This is a genomic window from Vibrio penaeicida, assembly GCF_030689305.1.
GTDB lineage: Bacteria > Pseudomonadota > Gammaproteobacteria > Enterobacterales > Vibrionaceae > Vibrio > Vibrio penaeicida_B.
Genome location: NZ_JAUYVM010000024.1, coordinates 33,438 through 49,192, shown reverse-complemented (window position 1 = coordinate 49,192; position 15,755 = coordinate 33,438). Strand labels below are relative to the sequence as shown.

13 protein-coding genes are annotated in these 15,755 nt (G+C 44.1%); all 13 read right to left on the bottom strand.

Annotation, left to right across the window (positions count from 1 at the left end; translation table 11 throughout):
- Nucleotides 1-327: 327 nt before the first annotated feature.
- On the bottom strand, nt 328-2,334 hold the full coding sequence (gene fhuB / locus Q8W40_RS25305) for a Fe(3+)-hydroxamate ABC transporter permease FhuB (protein WP_305401231.1): 2,007 nt from the start codon (nt 2,332-2,334) through the stop codon (nt 328-330).
- A complete protein-coding gene (locus Q8W40_RS25300; RefSeq protein ID WP_305401229.1) occupies nt 2,334-3,245 on the bottom strand; it encodes an iron-siderophore ABC transporter substrate-binding protein in 912 nt (303 codons plus the stop codon). Before Q8W40_RS25300 ends, fhuB begins: the two co-directional genes overlap by 1 nt.
- On the bottom strand, nt 3,239-4,006 hold the full coding sequence (locus tag Q8W40_RS25295) for an ABC transporter ATP-binding protein (protein WP_305401228.1): 768 nt from the start codon (nt 4,004-4,006) through the stop codon (nt 3,239-3,241). Before Q8W40_RS25295 ends, Q8W40_RS25300 begins: the two co-directional genes overlap by 7 nt.
- Before the next feature lie 12 nt (nt 4,007-4,018).
- Nucleotides 4,019-4,735 carry a siderophore ferric iron reductase gene (locus Q8W40_RS25290; protein WP_305401226.1) on the bottom strand — a complete coding sequence of 239 codons (717 nt, stop codon included), beginning with the start codon at nt 4,733-4,735 and terminating at the stop codon, nt 4,019-4,021.
- A gap of 87 nt (nt 4,736-4,822) precedes the next feature.
- Nucleotides 4,823-6,961, bottom strand: coding sequence for a TonB-dependent siderophore receptor (locus tag Q8W40_RS25285; RefSeq protein ID WP_305401225.1), 2,139 nt, complete (start codon nt 6,959-6,961; stop codon nt 4,823-4,825).
- A gap of 272 nt (nt 6,962-7,233) precedes the next feature.
- The gene (locus Q8W40_RS25280) at nt 7,234-8,127 is read right to left on the bottom strand and encodes an AraC family transcriptional regulator (RefSeq protein ID WP_305401223.1); all 894 of its coding nucleotides are present in this window, start codon (nt 8,125-8,127) and stop codon (nt 7,234-7,236) included.
- Between the two features lie 80 nt (nt 8,128-8,207).
- On the bottom strand, nt 8,208-9,026 hold the full coding sequence (rlmA, locus tag Q8W40_RS25275; protein ID WP_305401222.1) for a 23S rRNA (guanine(745)-N(1))-methyltransferase: 819 nt from the start codon (nt 9,024-9,026) through the stop codon (nt 8,208-8,210).
- A 79-nt stretch (nt 9,027-9,105) separates the two neighbouring features.
- Nucleotides 9,106-9,438: a hypothetical protein gene (locus Q8W40_RS25270; RefSeq protein WP_305401221.1), complete on the bottom strand. Its 333-nt coding sequence runs from the start codon at nt 9,436-9,438 to the stop codon at nt 9,106-9,108.
- A gap of 86 nt (nt 9,439-9,524) precedes the next feature.
- A complete protein-coding gene (locus tag Q8W40_RS25265) occupies nt 9,525-10,538 on the bottom strand; it encodes a DUF2860 family protein (RefSeq protein ID WP_305401219.1) in 1,014 nt (337 codons plus the stop codon).
- A 78-nt stretch (nt 10,539-10,616) separates the two neighbouring features.
- Nucleotides 10,617-12,254: an ATP-binding protein gene (locus tag Q8W40_RS25260; RefSeq protein ID WP_305401218.1), complete on the bottom strand. Its 1,638-nt coding sequence runs from the start codon at nt 12,252-12,254 to the stop codon at nt 10,617-10,619.
- A 10-nt stretch (nt 12,255-12,264) separates the two neighbouring features.
- Nucleotides 12,265-12,975: a response regulator transcription factor gene (locus Q8W40_RS25255; RefSeq protein ID WP_305401259.1), complete on the bottom strand. Its 711-nt coding sequence runs from the start codon at nt 12,973-12,975 to the stop codon at nt 12,265-12,267.
- Between the two features lie 328 nt (nt 12,976-13,303).
- Complete coding sequence (locus Q8W40_RS25250; RefSeq protein ID WP_305401216.1) at nt 13,304-14,191, bottom strand: D-hexose-6-phosphate mutarotase; 888 nt, start codon at nt 14,189-14,191, stop codon at nt 13,304-13,306.
- A gap of 270 nt (nt 14,192-14,461) precedes the next feature.
- Entirely contained in the window at nt 14,462-15,457 is a 996-nt protein-coding gene (gene gap, locus Q8W40_RS25245; protein ID WP_101112635.1) for a type I glyceraldehyde-3-phosphate dehydrogenase, read from the bottom strand.
- Between the last annotated feature and the right edge of the window lie 298 nt (nt 15,458-15,755).

Sequence of the window (15,755 nt, the reverse complement as noted above, 5' to 3'; positions counted from 1 at the left end):
AGTGAGAATGATTTTCATTAAGGGCTGGTAAGGTGACCCATTCTGATTCGTTTATACCTAGGGTCTGTTGATTTTTCGCGGTTAAATTTTGTTCGAGTTCTATGCATTTTAATCGCGGCGCAAGGTGTGTGGCCTAGTCATTCTAAGTAAATACCTTGCAACAAAGAGTAAAGTGCATAGAAGCGAACCCTTCGTGCAGCATTTGTGGTCTATTTCTACTACGTTATCGCCTATTGATGTAGAGCGACTACACCGAATAAGCTCTGCCTTGTATAAATAACCCACAAATTGCTGTAAAAATCATCTCGAAAGATCAACAGACCCTAATCACCGAGTTGCAAAGCGGTTTAAGTTACTTCTCATCAGAAGCAATAGGAAATAAGCGCCACCAATGATAGAAACGACAATGCCAGCAGAGACTTGTCCCGGATAGACCACATTTTGCCCAAGCCAGTCAGCGAACATCAGCAGCGAAGCGCCTGTGAAGCCTGCGACCCACATTTGATCTTTTGCGCGCTTTGCTCCCAGCATAACCGCGACATGTGGAGCGAGTAAGCCAATAAACGATACCGGCCCCATCGTCGCCGTTACGGCAGAGCAAAGCATCGCAACCAAAATCAGCAGTAGCTTAAACTTAGCCGGAACATTTAACCCTCTTGCTTGCGCAAAACCTCGTCCTCCTGAGATTAGCGTTAGCCATCGATGGAGAGACAGCGCCAGCCCAGAAAGAATCACCGTACAACCAAATAATGCAATGGCGGAACCTGATTCTACGCGATAAGTCGAGCCGGATAGCCAAGTTAGCAACAAATACGCAGTTTCACTGCCTTGTGCTAGCACGAAATGGATCAATGATTCTATTAGAGCTGTGAGTGCTATCCCCGTAAGAATGAGCATTCCGGGCGAGTATTCATGTTTTCTGCCAAGCAGCAGTAACAACCCTAGAACCGCGAGGCAACCGATAAACGCTAATGTGAATTGGAGTTCGAATAAGGTTGTTCCTAACAACATCATCCCCACAACCAAAAACAAACTGGCACCTGCTGAAATGCCAAGAATATCGGGGCTAGCCAACGGGTTATATATGATTCGCTGCAAAATGACACCAGCAATGGCTAGCCCAAATCCTGCGCTAAAGGCTGTGAGCATTCTTGGGTATTGCTGGCTCCAAACAAATTCGGTGGGTACTTGCCATACCCAACCAGAGGCGTCGCCAGTGTTATAGAAAAATACGCCTAGAATGACGAGTATTCCCGTACTGAATACGGCACTGTACAACGTTTTTGGTTGGTAGCGGGTAGTTGAATTGGGTAAAGAAAGGCTCATTTGGTCATGAGCCTTTAACTTACTGCGAGCAAACCAAACCAGTACAGGCGCACCAATGAGGGCTGTTGTGGTGCCAGATGGAATGACGCTAATGGATACATAATTGATAGCGATAGTGAGCGTATCGGTAAACAGCAATAAACACGCGCCCAGCACCATACTCACCCAAAGTTCGCTTTTGGGGGTTCTGGCGCCAGCAAAGCGAGCAATATTCGGTGCGATAAGCCCGATAAAACTAATAATGCCCACACTCGCAATGGCAGAAGAAACCAACCAAAGACCAAGCACTATGAGCCCAAAGAAAGCAGGAACTAGGTTAAGGCCACGCGCCTCAGCATTGGTATGCCCGAGCCTCAACAGTGCAAGGATTCTAGGGGAAATCAATAAGATGACGAGCCCAAGTAACAGTTGAGGGAAGAGCCAATCTACTTGCTGCCAGCCGTTCTGCGCGAGGTCGCCAGCGCCCCACATGAAAATGTCTTTTGCAAATTGGTCGTGAAAAAGAGCAATTCCCGTTGCGATCGCACCAAAGAGTATGTTCACCGCCATCCCTGCAAGTACAACTCGAAGACCAGACAGATCTTTCAAGCCGACAATACACATCACAACTGCCATGCTGACCATTGCGCCAATGAAGGGCACCAATGTGGAAGTAAACGCACTCAATGTTGGTAGCCACACCGTGGCGCACATAAGTGCCAACCATGCTCCGGCAGATGTGCCTAACGTTAGCGGTGAGACTAGGTGATTTTGTGTCAATTGTTGGAGAAGGCTACCAACCAACCCAAGAACAGCACCTGTCATGATAGCCATCAGCAATCGAGGAAGGTGGGCTTCTACAAAAAGTATTTCTTCAAATTCAACAGGTGAAAAATCTAAGCCGTAGAGCTTCGCCATCACCATGTCAGAAACGATCTGCCACTGCTGGTTAAGCGTGAGTTCACTGCCAATATAGCCAGACGCCAGTATAAGGGGGACTAACAATAAACCTATCCGTAGAATCGCCATTACTCACCTGCAATCGGTGCAACCGATCCTAAGCTTTCTGCGAGCGCTTCTGCTACATACAATAGAGACATGGCTCCACCATAGTTCCAAACAGGAGAAACCGAAGCGACTTTGTTGTTTTTAACAAAAGGCATCGCGTTCCACATTACGGATTTCTCCAACTCGGACTCCTGTTTAAACGGCTTAAAGTACAGCGCGACACCATCACCAATGGAGTACAGTTTTTTCAAGCGCTTTTGAGTGACTCCCCACTGAGTGGTTGGCTGTGGTAGGGCAGGTTCAAATCCCAAAAGTTGAAGTGCTTCTTGGGTACTAGAGTTATCGCCGTAAAGGTAGACCGTCGTGGTACTAGCAAAACGAAATGCTGCTACCTTCGGTTTCTGACCGGCATAGGCTTTATCGAGTTTGATCTTTAGCGCATCAATCTTAGAGTACATTTGCTTGAGTCTACGTTCGGCGACATCGGATTTGCCCAGAGCATGAGCAATTTGGCGAAAGTGCTTTATGGAGCGCTCTACATTGCCTGGCTCTTGTTTGTATGTGTGGTAATACAAAACGGGTGCAATTTTTTCTAGGCGCTCGGTTAAGTCAATTTGCGGTGAACCAATAATGATGACGTCGGGTTTTAGCTGTTCTAAGCGAGCGAGGTTTGGTTCCATGCGCGTCCCAATATCTTCAACCGACTCTGGGACTTCAGGCTTAACCACCCAAGCTCTGTATTCAGGAATATTTGGTATGGCGACAGGCGCTACACCGAGTTCTAGAACTTGTTCGGCTATGTCCCAATTGAGAGCAGCAACCCTAACGGGAGTTTTGGGAAGAATCTGTTCGCCACGGCTATCTTCAGCGATGATTTGTGCCTGCAAAGTGAAGCTGAAAAACAATAGGGTAAACAATGCTTTCTTTAACATATTATGGCTACCTTGTGGTCGTTGTTAGGGTGGTCTATCAGTGATACAGGAGTGTTATAGAGACTGGCTAATCGCTCTTCATCAAGCAAAAGTTCACGTTTTCCTTCAAACAGGATATTCCCTTTTTTCAATGCGATAACGTGAGTGGCGTAGCGTAACGCTAAGTTCAAATCGTGAAGAATCACCAAGACACCTCTACCAGAATGTTGATTGAGTTGCTGGAGTAGATCCATCACTTGATATTGATGCTGGACATCCAAAGCGGAGGTGGGCTCATCAAGGATCAAGAAGTTAGATTGCTGAGCTAATAACATGGCGATCCAAGCACGCTGTTTCTCGCCACCAGATAGCTGGTCTGCCAGTTCATTGCTCATTGACTGGACTTCTGTTTGAAGCATGGATGTTTCGATAATTTGATTGTCTTCACTATTCCATTGTCCAAAGACACCACGCCAAGGGTAGCGACCTAATCGAACCAACTCTTTTACATTCAAACCAGCAACTTCGGGCAACTTTTGTGGAAGATAAGCGATTTCCTTAGCCAATGATTTTGCAGAAAACTTTTCGAGTGGCTGCTGACCGAGCTGAATATGACCTTCTTCGGGACTGAATTGTTTAGCGAGTAGGTTTACCAATGTGGATTTTCCCGAGCCGTTGTGACCCAAAACCACGGTAAAACCTTTGGGGTCAATGGAAAGTTCATCGATGTCCAAAATGGTTTTTTCTTCACGAATGACTTTGATTTGATTGAGTTGATACATACGCTTTCGTTCTTAGTTTTGAATCGGGGACGAGTTCTTGAGTCGAGGACAGTCTTCGCAAAGTGTCCCTTCCGCTGTCTTGTATACTAAACAACAGCTTTTTCTCACGTAGGAGAGGGCACCTTGTTTTTCTTCAATTCGACTGATTTGGTCCAGAGGTAATTGAAATGCACTGAGCCACATGGCGGCATTGTTTCTTATGTCATCCAGAGTTAATTGAGGATCAAATTCTTTCAGTTTTAAGCAACAATTTACGATAGCGTCTGCCAGCAAGTGCTTCACAAAACCAGGTCGACAACGATACTGTTGATCGAGTTGGGTTCTGTATTCTTCAAATAATACATTCAGTTGTAATGCTGCTTCTGGGACTAACTCCTGCACTTCACCATGTCGATGTTTTTGGTTTGAAAAGCAAAATCCCGTGACAAAAGAACCCATTTGGGACTGCCCGAAAGAATTGAAATCGGGAAGTGTTTTGAAGCCATATACGCTGATAAAGGCAATATAAAGAGGTTGCCAAGTGGCCAAGTCCCAACATCGAGTTATCCAATAGCCTTTTCCAGCTTTAGGGTGCAAAACTTGCAGTTGATAATACAGCTGATTGAAGAATGCCTCGCCGCTATGGTGCGAACGGAGCATGGTTTCGTCTGGATCCGTTATTTTACCTGATAGGTAAGGCGTAATTTGTTCGCATGCACTGAACAGTTGTTGATGAAATGACTCTTGCACGGCTATTCGCTTTCCATGTTAAATAATCTGAAAACGCCAAAACAGGCGATGCTCTCACACCACCTGTTTTGCGTTTTTTACGGTTGATTAAAATTCAATTTTGACATTTAACTCCACCGTCCTTTCTTGACCGTACCAGCAGTAGCTTTCGTTCCAGCAGGTGTAGTATTCGGTGTTGAAAAGGTTATTTGCCACAACGTTTGCCGCAGCCCCATTTAGGGAATCGCTTAATTGACTTAAATCGTATCCGAGCGACATATCGACGAGCGTGTAACTTTCCACTTTCCCAAGATTCTTATCAGTACTGTCATTTAATACAGCTTCACCAACGTAGCGAACACCGCCGCCTACACGTAACCCTTGCATAGCACCGTCGTTAACGTAGTAGTTCGACCAAAGGTTTGCAGCTTGCTCAGGCACAAATACTGGGACTTGACCGATGTTGGCTGGGTTGTCATCTTTTGTGGTTTCGATATCGGTGTAGGTGTAGTTAGCGATGACATCTAGGTTTTCAGAGAGCAGTGTTCTGGCTTCAAGCTCAAGACCGCGAGATCGTACTTCACCAATTGCGGTGTAAGGTGACGCTCCATCCTTACGAACACCGACATTTTTCTTCTTGATTTCAAACAGGGCAGCCGAAGCGGTAGATAAGCCATCTGCTGACGCATATTTAACACCAACTTCAATTTGCTCACCCACTTCAGGCTCAAGATTGTTGCCATCTTTATCCAGTTTCGCATTAGGTTCGAAACTGGTTGCAAAGTTTAGGAATGGCGAGAATCCATTTTCGAATTGATACATCGCACCAAGACGATATGAGAACTTCGAGTCATTGTTGTCTGCGGTTGTTGTCGGTGGTGCGGCATAGGTCGTGCTAACTTCACTCTTCACATCATCGAAGCGACCACCTGCAATGAACACCCAATCATTCCAAAGAACCTGATCTTGGAAATAAGCGCCAAGTTGCTTCATGGTGACGTTTTGAGTCTGTGTCCAAGTTTTGGCAAAGGCACTTGGGTTTGCTGTGTTATTGTTTGGCGCATACAGATTAATGTCTGAAACATTGGCGAATGACTCGTATAAAGCCGAACCTTCGATTTCTCGGTAATCGACACCAAATAGAAGGTAATGTTCAGACTCACCTACATTCGCAAAGCCGGATAATTGGTTATCAACACTGAACCCTTTTGACTTCTCATCGGTAAGGTAGGCTGTTCTTTTCAATGTCCCTGTTGCAGCATCAAACGCACCACTCGCCGTTCCTTCTTGATAGAACTTTGAGTCCATATAACGGAAGTTTTGCAGGAATGCCCAATCGTTGTTGAATTCGTGGTTAAACTTGTAGCCAGCTAACCAGAAATCACGTTTCATGGTGTTGTAATTTACGTCACCTGCATAAGTTGAACGCGCAATTTTTTTACTTGGGTCCGTTGCTGTAATGCCTTCTAGAGGGATCGTAACATTATGACCAAGGGCTGGGTCGTTTTGATAGTACAGATTAAAATTGACGAACGTTCTGTCGGACACGTACCAGTCAATAGATGGGGCGATCATGTATCGCTCTTCTTTAACATGATCGATCTGAGTATCCGATTTTCGTGCTAGAGCAATAAGACGATAAGCCACGTTGTCACTTAGTGAGCCCATTGTATCCACAGAGGCTTCAAGCAAGCTATTTGAACCCGTCGCTAAGTTAACCTGTGTGCTCTTTTCTCGCTGAGGTGCTTTCGCGATAACATTCACCATCCCACCCGGAGGCATGGTTCCATACAGAACCGATGTTGGTCCCTTAAAAATCTCTAGTCGCTCAATGGCAACAGGATCAATTTGAGGTTGTACATTCCAACCCGGTAGCATTGGAAGCATTAAGCCATCGTAGTAATTGTCCGAAGAACTGAAACCGCGAATGTTTACCCAGTTCGATAAGACGACTGCGCCACCTTTGTTTTCTGTAGAGACACCAGGCGCGTATCGCAAAGCCTGCATAACAGATTTCACGCCTCGTTGCTCAAGCTGTTCGCTTTCAATAACGTTAAGTGTTTGCGGCGTTTCTTCCGGCTCTAATACCGTTTTCGTCGCGGTATTTCGGTAGGCTTTACCAAAGACTTCAATGGTTTCTGTCTCTCCCGAATCCGCATTTACAAAAGGTGCGTAAGAAAAAGTAGCGGCAACAGCCAGTGCAATCACGGAGCGGCGCATTGTCGGGGTGTGGGATGGTTGGTTCATTAATACCTCAGCTATGTCCTTTTTAATCAGCGAGATGTTTACGCTGTAGTGACGTGTTCACGTTGTTTTATCAAGGAGAAGCGAGAGCATAACCATAGTTTACCTTATGGATAGGTTACCTTATGGTGGTTCTCTTTCAGCGGAGCCCGCCGTTTATGCCTTTTTTATTGTGAACACAAATGATAATGATTATCAGGTAGGAATCATATAGCTAATGATGAAGTGAAAATTAACAATTTGGTGCAACTCTCATTTTAATGATTAATTACTCATTAATTTTTAATGACAGGGAACCAGTACTCCATATAAGAGGTATCGCTAGTGGCATTGAACCTGTGATCATAGACCTCAATTTCATAGCCATCTACACCCTGATATCCAGAATCAGGGAGCCAGAATAGAATAAACCATTCCACTAAGTCGGCTAGCTTTTCTATTGGACCATAAACGGGTAACACCGCGTAATCGTGTTCAGGAATGTCTAGAGAGGAAAGTTTTGCTTTCGTCCGCTCACTTAACTGTTCGGCGTTTAGCCCTGACCAATATTCCAAGCCTTCTTCACCCATTACACTATGGGTAGCGTCAATGACACCAAGTTGGGGGGAAAGTCCTCGAACTTCTTTACACTTCGAATGAAGTTCTTCCCAGATTTGAGGAACCTTTTGCTTGAAATTAGGGGTTTGGGCAAACAAGCCTTTTATTGGTTCACGGATACCATATAAGGTCGAGGCTGCTCTGTGCTCTATTCGAATCTGGAAGTAGTCGGTATCGGGTTGATATCTGGGAGCACTAGCGCTCGGACGTACGAGTGGGATTTTGATTCGGTTTCGATTGCCTTGTTGGCGGTATGCTCGGGGACTTAAGCCAAAGTATTGTTTGAATGCACGGCTGAAGCTGATTTCGGAATTGAACCCAAATGCGACCGAGATATCCACCATACGATCGTGAGAAGTAAGAATTTGTTCTGCGGCCAGACTGAGCTTAATTTCTCTGACGTACTGCGCAACGTTAAGACCAGTCTTTGAGTGAAAAACTCTTTGAAGCTGCCAGCGTGACCAACAACTCTGCTTGGAAAGATCTTCCAAAGTAAGTGGCAAATCGACGTTGCTGTGGATATAGGACAGTAATTTTTCTATCCGATTTAATGAAGGGTCAGTAACGCTCAAAATATAGCTCTATCCGATTAACGATATCGTCTTACCATACCATGGTTTGTATTGATTCTAACCCTTCAAAACACGAGGGATTAGACTCTCTGGTAGGCTCTGATGATGAAGTCTGCCTCGCATTCAAACGTAGAAGAATTAGACAAAGATTGCCTGAATTCGTCCGTCGCTTTCCAAGCAAACGGCGTCATTTGAAGCAGGTCTAGTGCTTCGTTTCCATTTAAGGGCATCGTGTAATTCAACTTTTCTTCGCCCAATAAACTGAAGCCATCGATAGTTTCATGGGCTTCGTCATGTAGCCTGACGTCGTCGTATATGCCTTCACGCAGTTGATATAGGTGACGAGCAGCGGGTGTAACTGTAACAACGACGCCTTGGTGGCGAATAACACGCTTGAGTTCATCTGCTTTGCAGGGCGCATAAATTCTCAGTACGGCGTCAAGAGATTGATCCGCAAAAGGCAAGCGATGGCTTGACGCCACACTGAATTGGCAACTTCTGTAACGCTTTGCGGCATACCGGATAGCGACTTTTGAAATATCGAGTCCAAACACCTTGGCGTGGGGGTTCGATGCTCGCAAAGTACTCTCTACTTGGCTGGTGTAATACCCTTCACCACAGCCTATATCGAGCAGTTGCGCTGACGTATTGTCGAGCCACTTTCGACATGTATCCGCAACCGTATCGCGAAGCTTATCGTAGTGACCACTATCGAGAAAACGGCGCCGAGCCTGAGTCATCTCTTTGTTATCACCGGGATCTTTTGAACGCTTATGATGTGCGGGCATAAGGTTAACGTAGCCTTCTTTTGCAACATCAAACTGATGGTTATTCTCACATCGATAATGATGCTGAACGAAATCAAGTTTCGTTTGGCAAAGTGGGCATTGATAAGACATGTTCAACTCGCAGAGACAATTGGGTCGCAAATTTTAGCGGTATAGGTCGACCATTGCAAAGATTCAAACGCGTTGAACATCAATCTCGGTATTCGTCTAATAGGTGTTCCCATCGAGCATATTGTTGATGAGGAGAGGGCAACCGCGCTGTCATGACATACAAACTGATTTTCGTGATGACATTTTTAGCGACAGCTTCCGATAGACTGTCTGACTCTATTGAGTGAAAGCCGCTTTTCTCAATCTGCGTGCTGGCAGAGTTTACTTCTCTGAACAATACCCATTCGCCTGATGGTGTTATTAGCTCTAATGAGGGGAGGGGCATCCATTTCACTATGTCGTTATGAGGAAATCGAGAGCAACCCGACAGAGTGGATAGTGCTGCAATGGCCAAAATGACTGTGATACGCATTGATTTCCTCCTTGAAACTCATATGAATCGAATTAAGTGAGCGATACCCAAGAAACGATGCGCTACTTGGGTATGTGGTAATCATTTTAAAAGAAGTAGTTAACACCTGCTGAAATGTAATTGGATTTAGTGTCATGGAAATTGATGTCTGAATCTTCATTACCAATACCACCAATGACGCTAATACTTGCTCTTTCCCAACCAAATGGTTGCGCATAGGAATAAAGTGCGAACAGGTTGGTTATTGAGGTGTCTTGTTTTTTGTTAAACACAGGATTTTCAGCATCAAATCCACGTTGTGCGATACCAGCGTGAACAATAAAGCTGTGCTTCCCTAACGAATACTGCAGGCCTAAATCACCGCCAAACTCTTTGAAGCTGTGAGCTTTGCCATCGGCATCACGAACGGTGTAGTTCAGAGCAGGCAAAAGTGCCATGTTGTCGGTTAAAGGGAAAACTGTTTCAACAGCCACTCTTTGGTATAGGCTGTTTCTTTCCAGCTTTTTCATATTTTCAGCTGACAAATTTTGCCCTTTACCAGATTTGTCGTTTTCTACGTCGTACTTAACAAAAGCGTAGCGGAACGTTAAAGGCAAAGTGGTTTCGGGTGAATAGGCGATTCGTCCACCTTGAGCATTAGAATTTGTTGTTTTACGGGCAGATCCAATCAAATAGGCATCTTCCCAAACTTCATTGACTCCAGGAATTTTCGGGAAGTACGCAGCGTTAATTAAGCCCACGCCATTCAGGTAGTGGTTCACCCCAATTTCCGCTTGAAACTGTTCGTTAGTTACCTGATCTTCACTTTGACCTAAGTAAAACTGCGTATAGCCACTATCTAATGTGTACTCCACTCGGACAAAAGGGAAGGCTCCAAATCCAGACGTTGATTTTCCGCTGCTTTGTAACGAGTCAGTTGTTTTGTTGTCATCGTGAGTATTCAGTTGGGATTGCTCGGTTCCAACTCCAACGTTTGCTGATAAAACAAATTGCCAGCCTGGATCAAATGGTGTTTCTTGCTCCGCAATTTCTGAGTTTGCGATTAGAGGAGTGCTCATCATTAAGCAAGTGATACCAACCGTTTTGTGTAAATATTTCATCCCTGTACCTTTTTAAATGTTGAGATTGAGTAGCTATTGTGTTCAATAATTGATCGCTACTCCATGCCAAAATAAAGACTAACTGTGACCGTTTGTGACAACTTTCGCTCGGCTTCCCTGTTGATCCTCTTCTGGTTTTGCGTTCCAAGATAGGATGAACTTGGCTCCACCAAGAGAGGACTGCGAAATCAGTACGTCACCTTCATGCCAAATGGCAATTTGTTTAACAATGGCTAAACCCAGCCCATGACCTGTTGTGGTGTCTCTTTCTTCATTGTCTACCTGTGTAAATGGGTCAAATATTGATTCCCATAACTCCTGAGGGATACCAATGCCGTCATCTTCAATGGTGAGCTGCCAAGTTTTTGGGTGGCGTTCAAAGGTGACAACAATGGTGCTTTTCGCAAATCTAGCGGCATTCGAAAGTAAGTTGTTCATTGCGCGGACCATGGCTCTTTGATCGACCATGATTTCTTCTTCCTGAAGTAAGGATGAGCAATTGAATTCGATATGAAGATCGGCGTGTTCCAATTGAAAGTGATGAATTTCAGCGCGCAATATAGGTTCAAGTACGCATGGAACGATTTGTTTCGCATTAGGAACACGGCGAGAATAACGTGAAAGAATTAATGTTTGATTGATGAGATGATCGAGGTCATCAATACTCTTTTCAACGACGTTGTTGTACTTTTCCCTTTGTTCCTTGGTGATGTCACCATTGAGCATTTCAAAAGCAAAGCGCAGGCGGTAAAGAGGGGTTCTTAAATCGTGTGCAATCGCGTTCGTTAGCTCACGATGCCCTAATATCAATTTCTCCACGCTATCAGCCATGTTATTAAACGATGTGCTTAACTGCGCTACCACTGACATTCTGGATGTTTTTGCGCGTGCTTGAAGATCGCCTTTACCGTATTGATTCGTTGTTGCTACTAATCGTTTTAAATCGCGCCAAAGGGGGATAGCCCAAAGCACAATAACGGCGGCAATACAGAGCATGATACCCATGATGATCGCGCCCATGAACTGAATTTGGATAGTGCTCGATTGGCTGTCCATTACGCGTAAAATATCGCTACCTTCAATTTGAGCGAACAAAACAAGCCCTCCTTCTTCACTCAGTTCAGAAGTGATTTCACCGGATAAAAGCAGGCTTACATTTTCTTCCGAGAGTTCGAGTGAATCCAAAGGCTCAATGGTCGCGTACACGGGCATTTGTTGGGTAATCTTTTCCAGTTCGACTTCGCGCTGATCTTTGGGCGTTTTCTTGATTTCTCGCGTCAAAATATACATCGGCCCCTTAGCTTGCATCCTTCCATAATCGTTACTGGCTAAATCTGTAGCAAAATAAATGGCTTGTTCACTTTGATGAATTCGCATGAGTAACGCGGGAGGATCGGAAATCTGGTAAACAATTTCCCCTGCTTTTAGGCTTGATAATAAATCGGCGTCGTTTAATGGGAAGTCCGCGATCTCAACAATCTTTAAGTCCACACCAAAATGCGGTTGCAGCTCTTTTATGTATTGCGACCAGTTTTCCGACGGGATTGCGTCTAAGTCGTCTTGAAGGGTATAGAGCGTCGGACCGTAAATATTTTCATAAAAGTCTTTTGTTAAGATATTACTGATATGGTTGAGTGGGTTCGCAGAGAACGGGCTGAAAAATAATGCAATCGGGATAAGAATTACCAGCCAAAGAACAGAAAATGCCTTAATCATAGAAGCTCCGTTAGCGCTTATCTGCGCAGAGCTGATAGCCCTTACCGCGAACAGTTTTAATGATTTGAGGTTGGTTAGGATCGTCTAAGAGTGTTCTTCTTAGACGAGAAATCCTTCGATCGATTGACCGATCCAGACCATCGTATTCATAACCCCTTATCTGCTGGACAATGTCGTCTCGAGATACGACTTTTCCGGGGTTTTGGGCAAGAAGATGTAAAAGCTCGAATTCGGCCGTGGTTAACTGGATTTCATTGTTGTTTATAGAAACTTGTCGTTTTTGCAAGTCAATCTTTAACGCGCCAAACGTCAGTACTGTTTGAGTATCTGCGGGCGTGTTGGTGCGTTTATTTCTTCGAAGTAATGCGCGAACGCGCGAAAGTAAAAGCCTTGGTTGTACTTGCTTTACAATGTAATCATCGGCACCCAACTCCAACCCCATCATTTGATCAATGTCGTCATCAAGCGCGGTTTGCATCAAAATCATGCCAAGGTAGTCGGTTCTCACTTGTCGGCAAACGTCCATACCCGATTGCCCGGGAAGCATGACATCCAATATGACAATATCAGGTTGCTCTGCCACAATTCGTTGTGCTGCATCTATTCCGTTGCTCACGTGTGTTACGTCGAACTCATGACCTTTTAAATAATCACAGATCAGCTCAGCCAGTTCCATATCATCTTCAACAAGCATTAAGCTGTATTGATTAGTAGGATCCATTAGATACATTTCCTCTCCTTGGGTATTGTGCCAATTTTATTTCAATCTCATTGACTGGACTGTGACGATTTGTGACTAGTAACCTGAACTCTGAATTGTCTCCAGAAAGGTTATTTTGAATCATATCAGTAATGATGCGAACTAAAGATTAACAAATACTAATAGAGTAAGTTATTTAGGAGTTGAATGTGTAAAAAGATGTAAACAGCGGCTAATGAGTTAGCCGCTTGAAAATATGCCAATTGAATTGTGACCAGTTGGAATTTTCTCGCCGAACTTAAACGCGAGCTTCAGTGCACAACAATGGCTTTGAAAGGTCTGTTAACGTTTAAGCTTTGTAAGAGAGCTTGGTAACAAGCTGATGACTTTCACCTGGCTGTAATGTCTTCCCTTCCTCAATAGTAGGGGCATGAAGAGTTGATTCCACACAAAGCATAGTTAGATAACCATCGTCTTGCATGTCTCCCATACCTTCCGCTCCGTCTTTCCATGGATTCCAAAGTACGGCGGAATTGTGACCTTTATTTTCAACAACTAATGAGCGATTTAGGGATGCGTCAGCGACTTTAATTTGTCCTTCAGGCTGAGTGTACACACGATCAATACTTTCAGTGAGTGTCAGTGTGCTACCACCTTGAGTCACTTGATTGCCGTTTAGCCCGTCAATGAATTCTGACCCCATTCCTGTTGTTTCTGCCTCGTGGATGTTGCCAACATTGAGGTAAGTATGAAGAGCACCGGAGAATGTCCATTCAGATGTATCTGTGTTTTTCACATCCAACGTAATAGTAAGATCGTTCGAGATTTCTACATTCAAAATGGCTTCAAACTGATGGTTCCACACCGCGAGTGTTTCGTCGCTTGTTTTCAAGCCAAGACTAACAATAACACCTTCGGCATTTTCTCTATGTTCAACCAATTCCCACTGGCTAGTACGTGCAAAACCATGTGCTGGTGCGGCAATGCGGCCAAACCATGGCCAACAAACTGGTACACCACCACGTAGTGCAGCTTTTCCATCAAAATTCGCTTCTTTACTCATCCAAATAAGGTCTTCTTGACCCGTTGGTTTGAAAGAAACAACGTGTCCGCCATGAAGGGAAATACCCGCGGTAGCTTTTTCATGCATCACACGAACTATTTTAAGGCCTTCATATTCTACGATTGTGACGTTATCTGAAAGTACGGTCAGAGCAGGGAGAGTTTTTAGTTCCATCTTCTTATCCTGATGTTGTTATACCAATCGTAGTAAGTAATCACTCATTCTAGCTTGTTAAAACACTCGATAACTGCGTTAAAAAACTTGATTGTAGAATAACTACTTATCGAAATTTTTTGCCTTGTCCTCAAGCGCTTTTCCTTCGCTATTTATGAACACTTACTTTGATTGGTATTAATCTAATTTTGTTGATCTGCAGATAAAAAAAAAGGCGACACAATGGTCGCCTTTTTTAATCTTTCATCAAAGAAAGTCTTTTACTAATGCTTACTTAGAGATGTGAGCAACTAGGTCAAGAACTTTGTTTGAGTAACCGATTTCGTTGTCGTACCAAGATACAACTTTAACGAAGTTTTCAGTTAGTGCGATACCAGCTTTAGCATCGAATACTGAAGTTTGAACTTCGCCAATGAAGTCTTGAGAAACAACTTGGTCTTCAGTGTAACCTAGAACGCCCTTTAGAGGACCTTCAGAAGCTTCTTTCATAGTTGCACAGATTTGCTCGTATGAAGCGCCTTTCTCTAGGTTAACAGTTAGGTCAACTACAGAAACGTTAGCAGTTGGTACGCGGAAAGCCATACCAGTTAGTTTGCCGTTTAGTTCTGGAAGAACAACGCCTACAGCTTTAGCAGCACCAGTTGATGATGGGATGATGTTCTGAGAAGCACCACGACCACCACGCCAGTCTTTAGCAGAAGGACCGTCAACAGTCTTCTGAGTAGCAGTAGTTGCGTGTACTGTAGTCATAAGACCAGAAACGATACCGAAGTTGTCGTTTAGAACTTTAGCGATAGGCGCTAGACAGTTAGTAGTACAAGAAGCGTTAGAAACGATGTCTTGGCCTGCGTAAGTGTCTTGGTTAACACCCATAACGAACATTGGAGTTGCGTCTTTAGAAGGACCAGTTAGAACAACTTTCTTCGCGCCCGCAGTGATGTGCTTGCGTGCAGTCTCGTCAGTTAGGAAAAGACCAGTTGCTTCAGCAACTACGTCTACACCGATTGCATCCCACTTAAGATCTTCAGGGTTACGCTCAGCAGTTACACGTACAGTTTTGCCGTTAACGATTAGGTTTCCGCCTTCAACTTCAACAGTACCGTTGAAACGGCCGTGAGTTGAGTCGTACTTAAGCATGTAAGCCATGTACTCTACGTCGATAAGGTCATTGATACCTACTACTTCGATGTCTGCACGCTCTTGAGCAGCGCGGAATACGAAACGACCGATACGGCCAAAACCGTTAATACCTACTTTGATAGTCATTATAGTTGCTCCACAACTTAATTTCTGATTAAAGATAACTGGTAGTAAAATTACAGAATCCAGTAAAAATCTGCAACAGATAATCAAGGTTAACTTGTCTAAAGTCAAAAAAAAGCGATGCTTTTTTTAACATATCTTTGCAAATGTATATTTTTTACACATGACTGGGTGGATCTAACGCCAACAATCATGCGTAGAAGTATTCAGTCAATATCTGTGTATCAAAAATGACGCACAAGTCATATTTCGGTTAAGAAGTATGTGCTACAACCCCAGTCTTAGGCAAGACTTTGTTTAA

Bases quoted from the DNA above. Each gene is read 5' to 3' on its own strand.
- fhuB (WP_305401231.1), bottom strand. From the start codon at position 2,334: ATGGCGATTCTACGGATAGGTTTATTGTTAGTCCCCCTTATACTGGCG.
- Q8W40_RS25300 (WP_305401229.1), bottom strand. From the start codon at position 3,245: ATGTTAAAGAAAGCATTGTTTACCCTATTGTTTTTCAGCTTCACTTTG.
- Q8W40_RS25295 (WP_305401228.1), bottom strand. From the start codon at position 4,006: ATGTATCAACTCAATCAAATCAAAGTCATTCGTGAAGAAAAAACCATT.
- Q8W40_RS25285 (WP_305401225.1), bottom strand. From the start codon at position 6,961: ATGAACCAACCATCCCACACCCCGACAATGCGCCGCTCCGTGATTGCA.
- rlmA (WP_305401222.1), bottom strand. From the start codon at position 9,026: ATGTCTTATCAATGCCCACTTTGCCAAACGAAACTTGATTTCGTTCAG.
- Q8W40_RS25270 (WP_305401221.1), bottom strand. From the start codon at position 9,438: ATGCGTATCACAGTCATTTTGGCCATTGCAGCACTATCCACTCTGTCG.
- Q8W40_RS25265 (WP_305401219.1), bottom strand. From the start codon at position 10,538: ATGAAATATTTACACAAAACGGTTGGTATCACTTGCTTAATGATGAGC.
- Q8W40_RS25260 (WP_305401218.1), bottom strand. From the start codon at position 12,254: ATGATTAAGGCATTTTCTGTTCTTTGGCTGGTAATTCTTATCCCGATT.
- Q8W40_RS25255 (WP_305401259.1), bottom strand. From the start codon at position 12,975: ATGGATCCTACTAATCAATACAGCTTAATGCTTGTTGAAGATGATATG.
- Q8W40_RS25250 (WP_305401216.1), bottom strand. From the start codon at position 14,191: ATGGAACTAAAAACTCTCCCTGCTCTGACCGTACTTTCAGATAACGTC.
- gap (WP_101112635.1), bottom strand. From the start codon at position 15,457: ATGACTATCAAAGTAGGTATTAACGGTTTTGGCCGTATCGGTCGTTTC.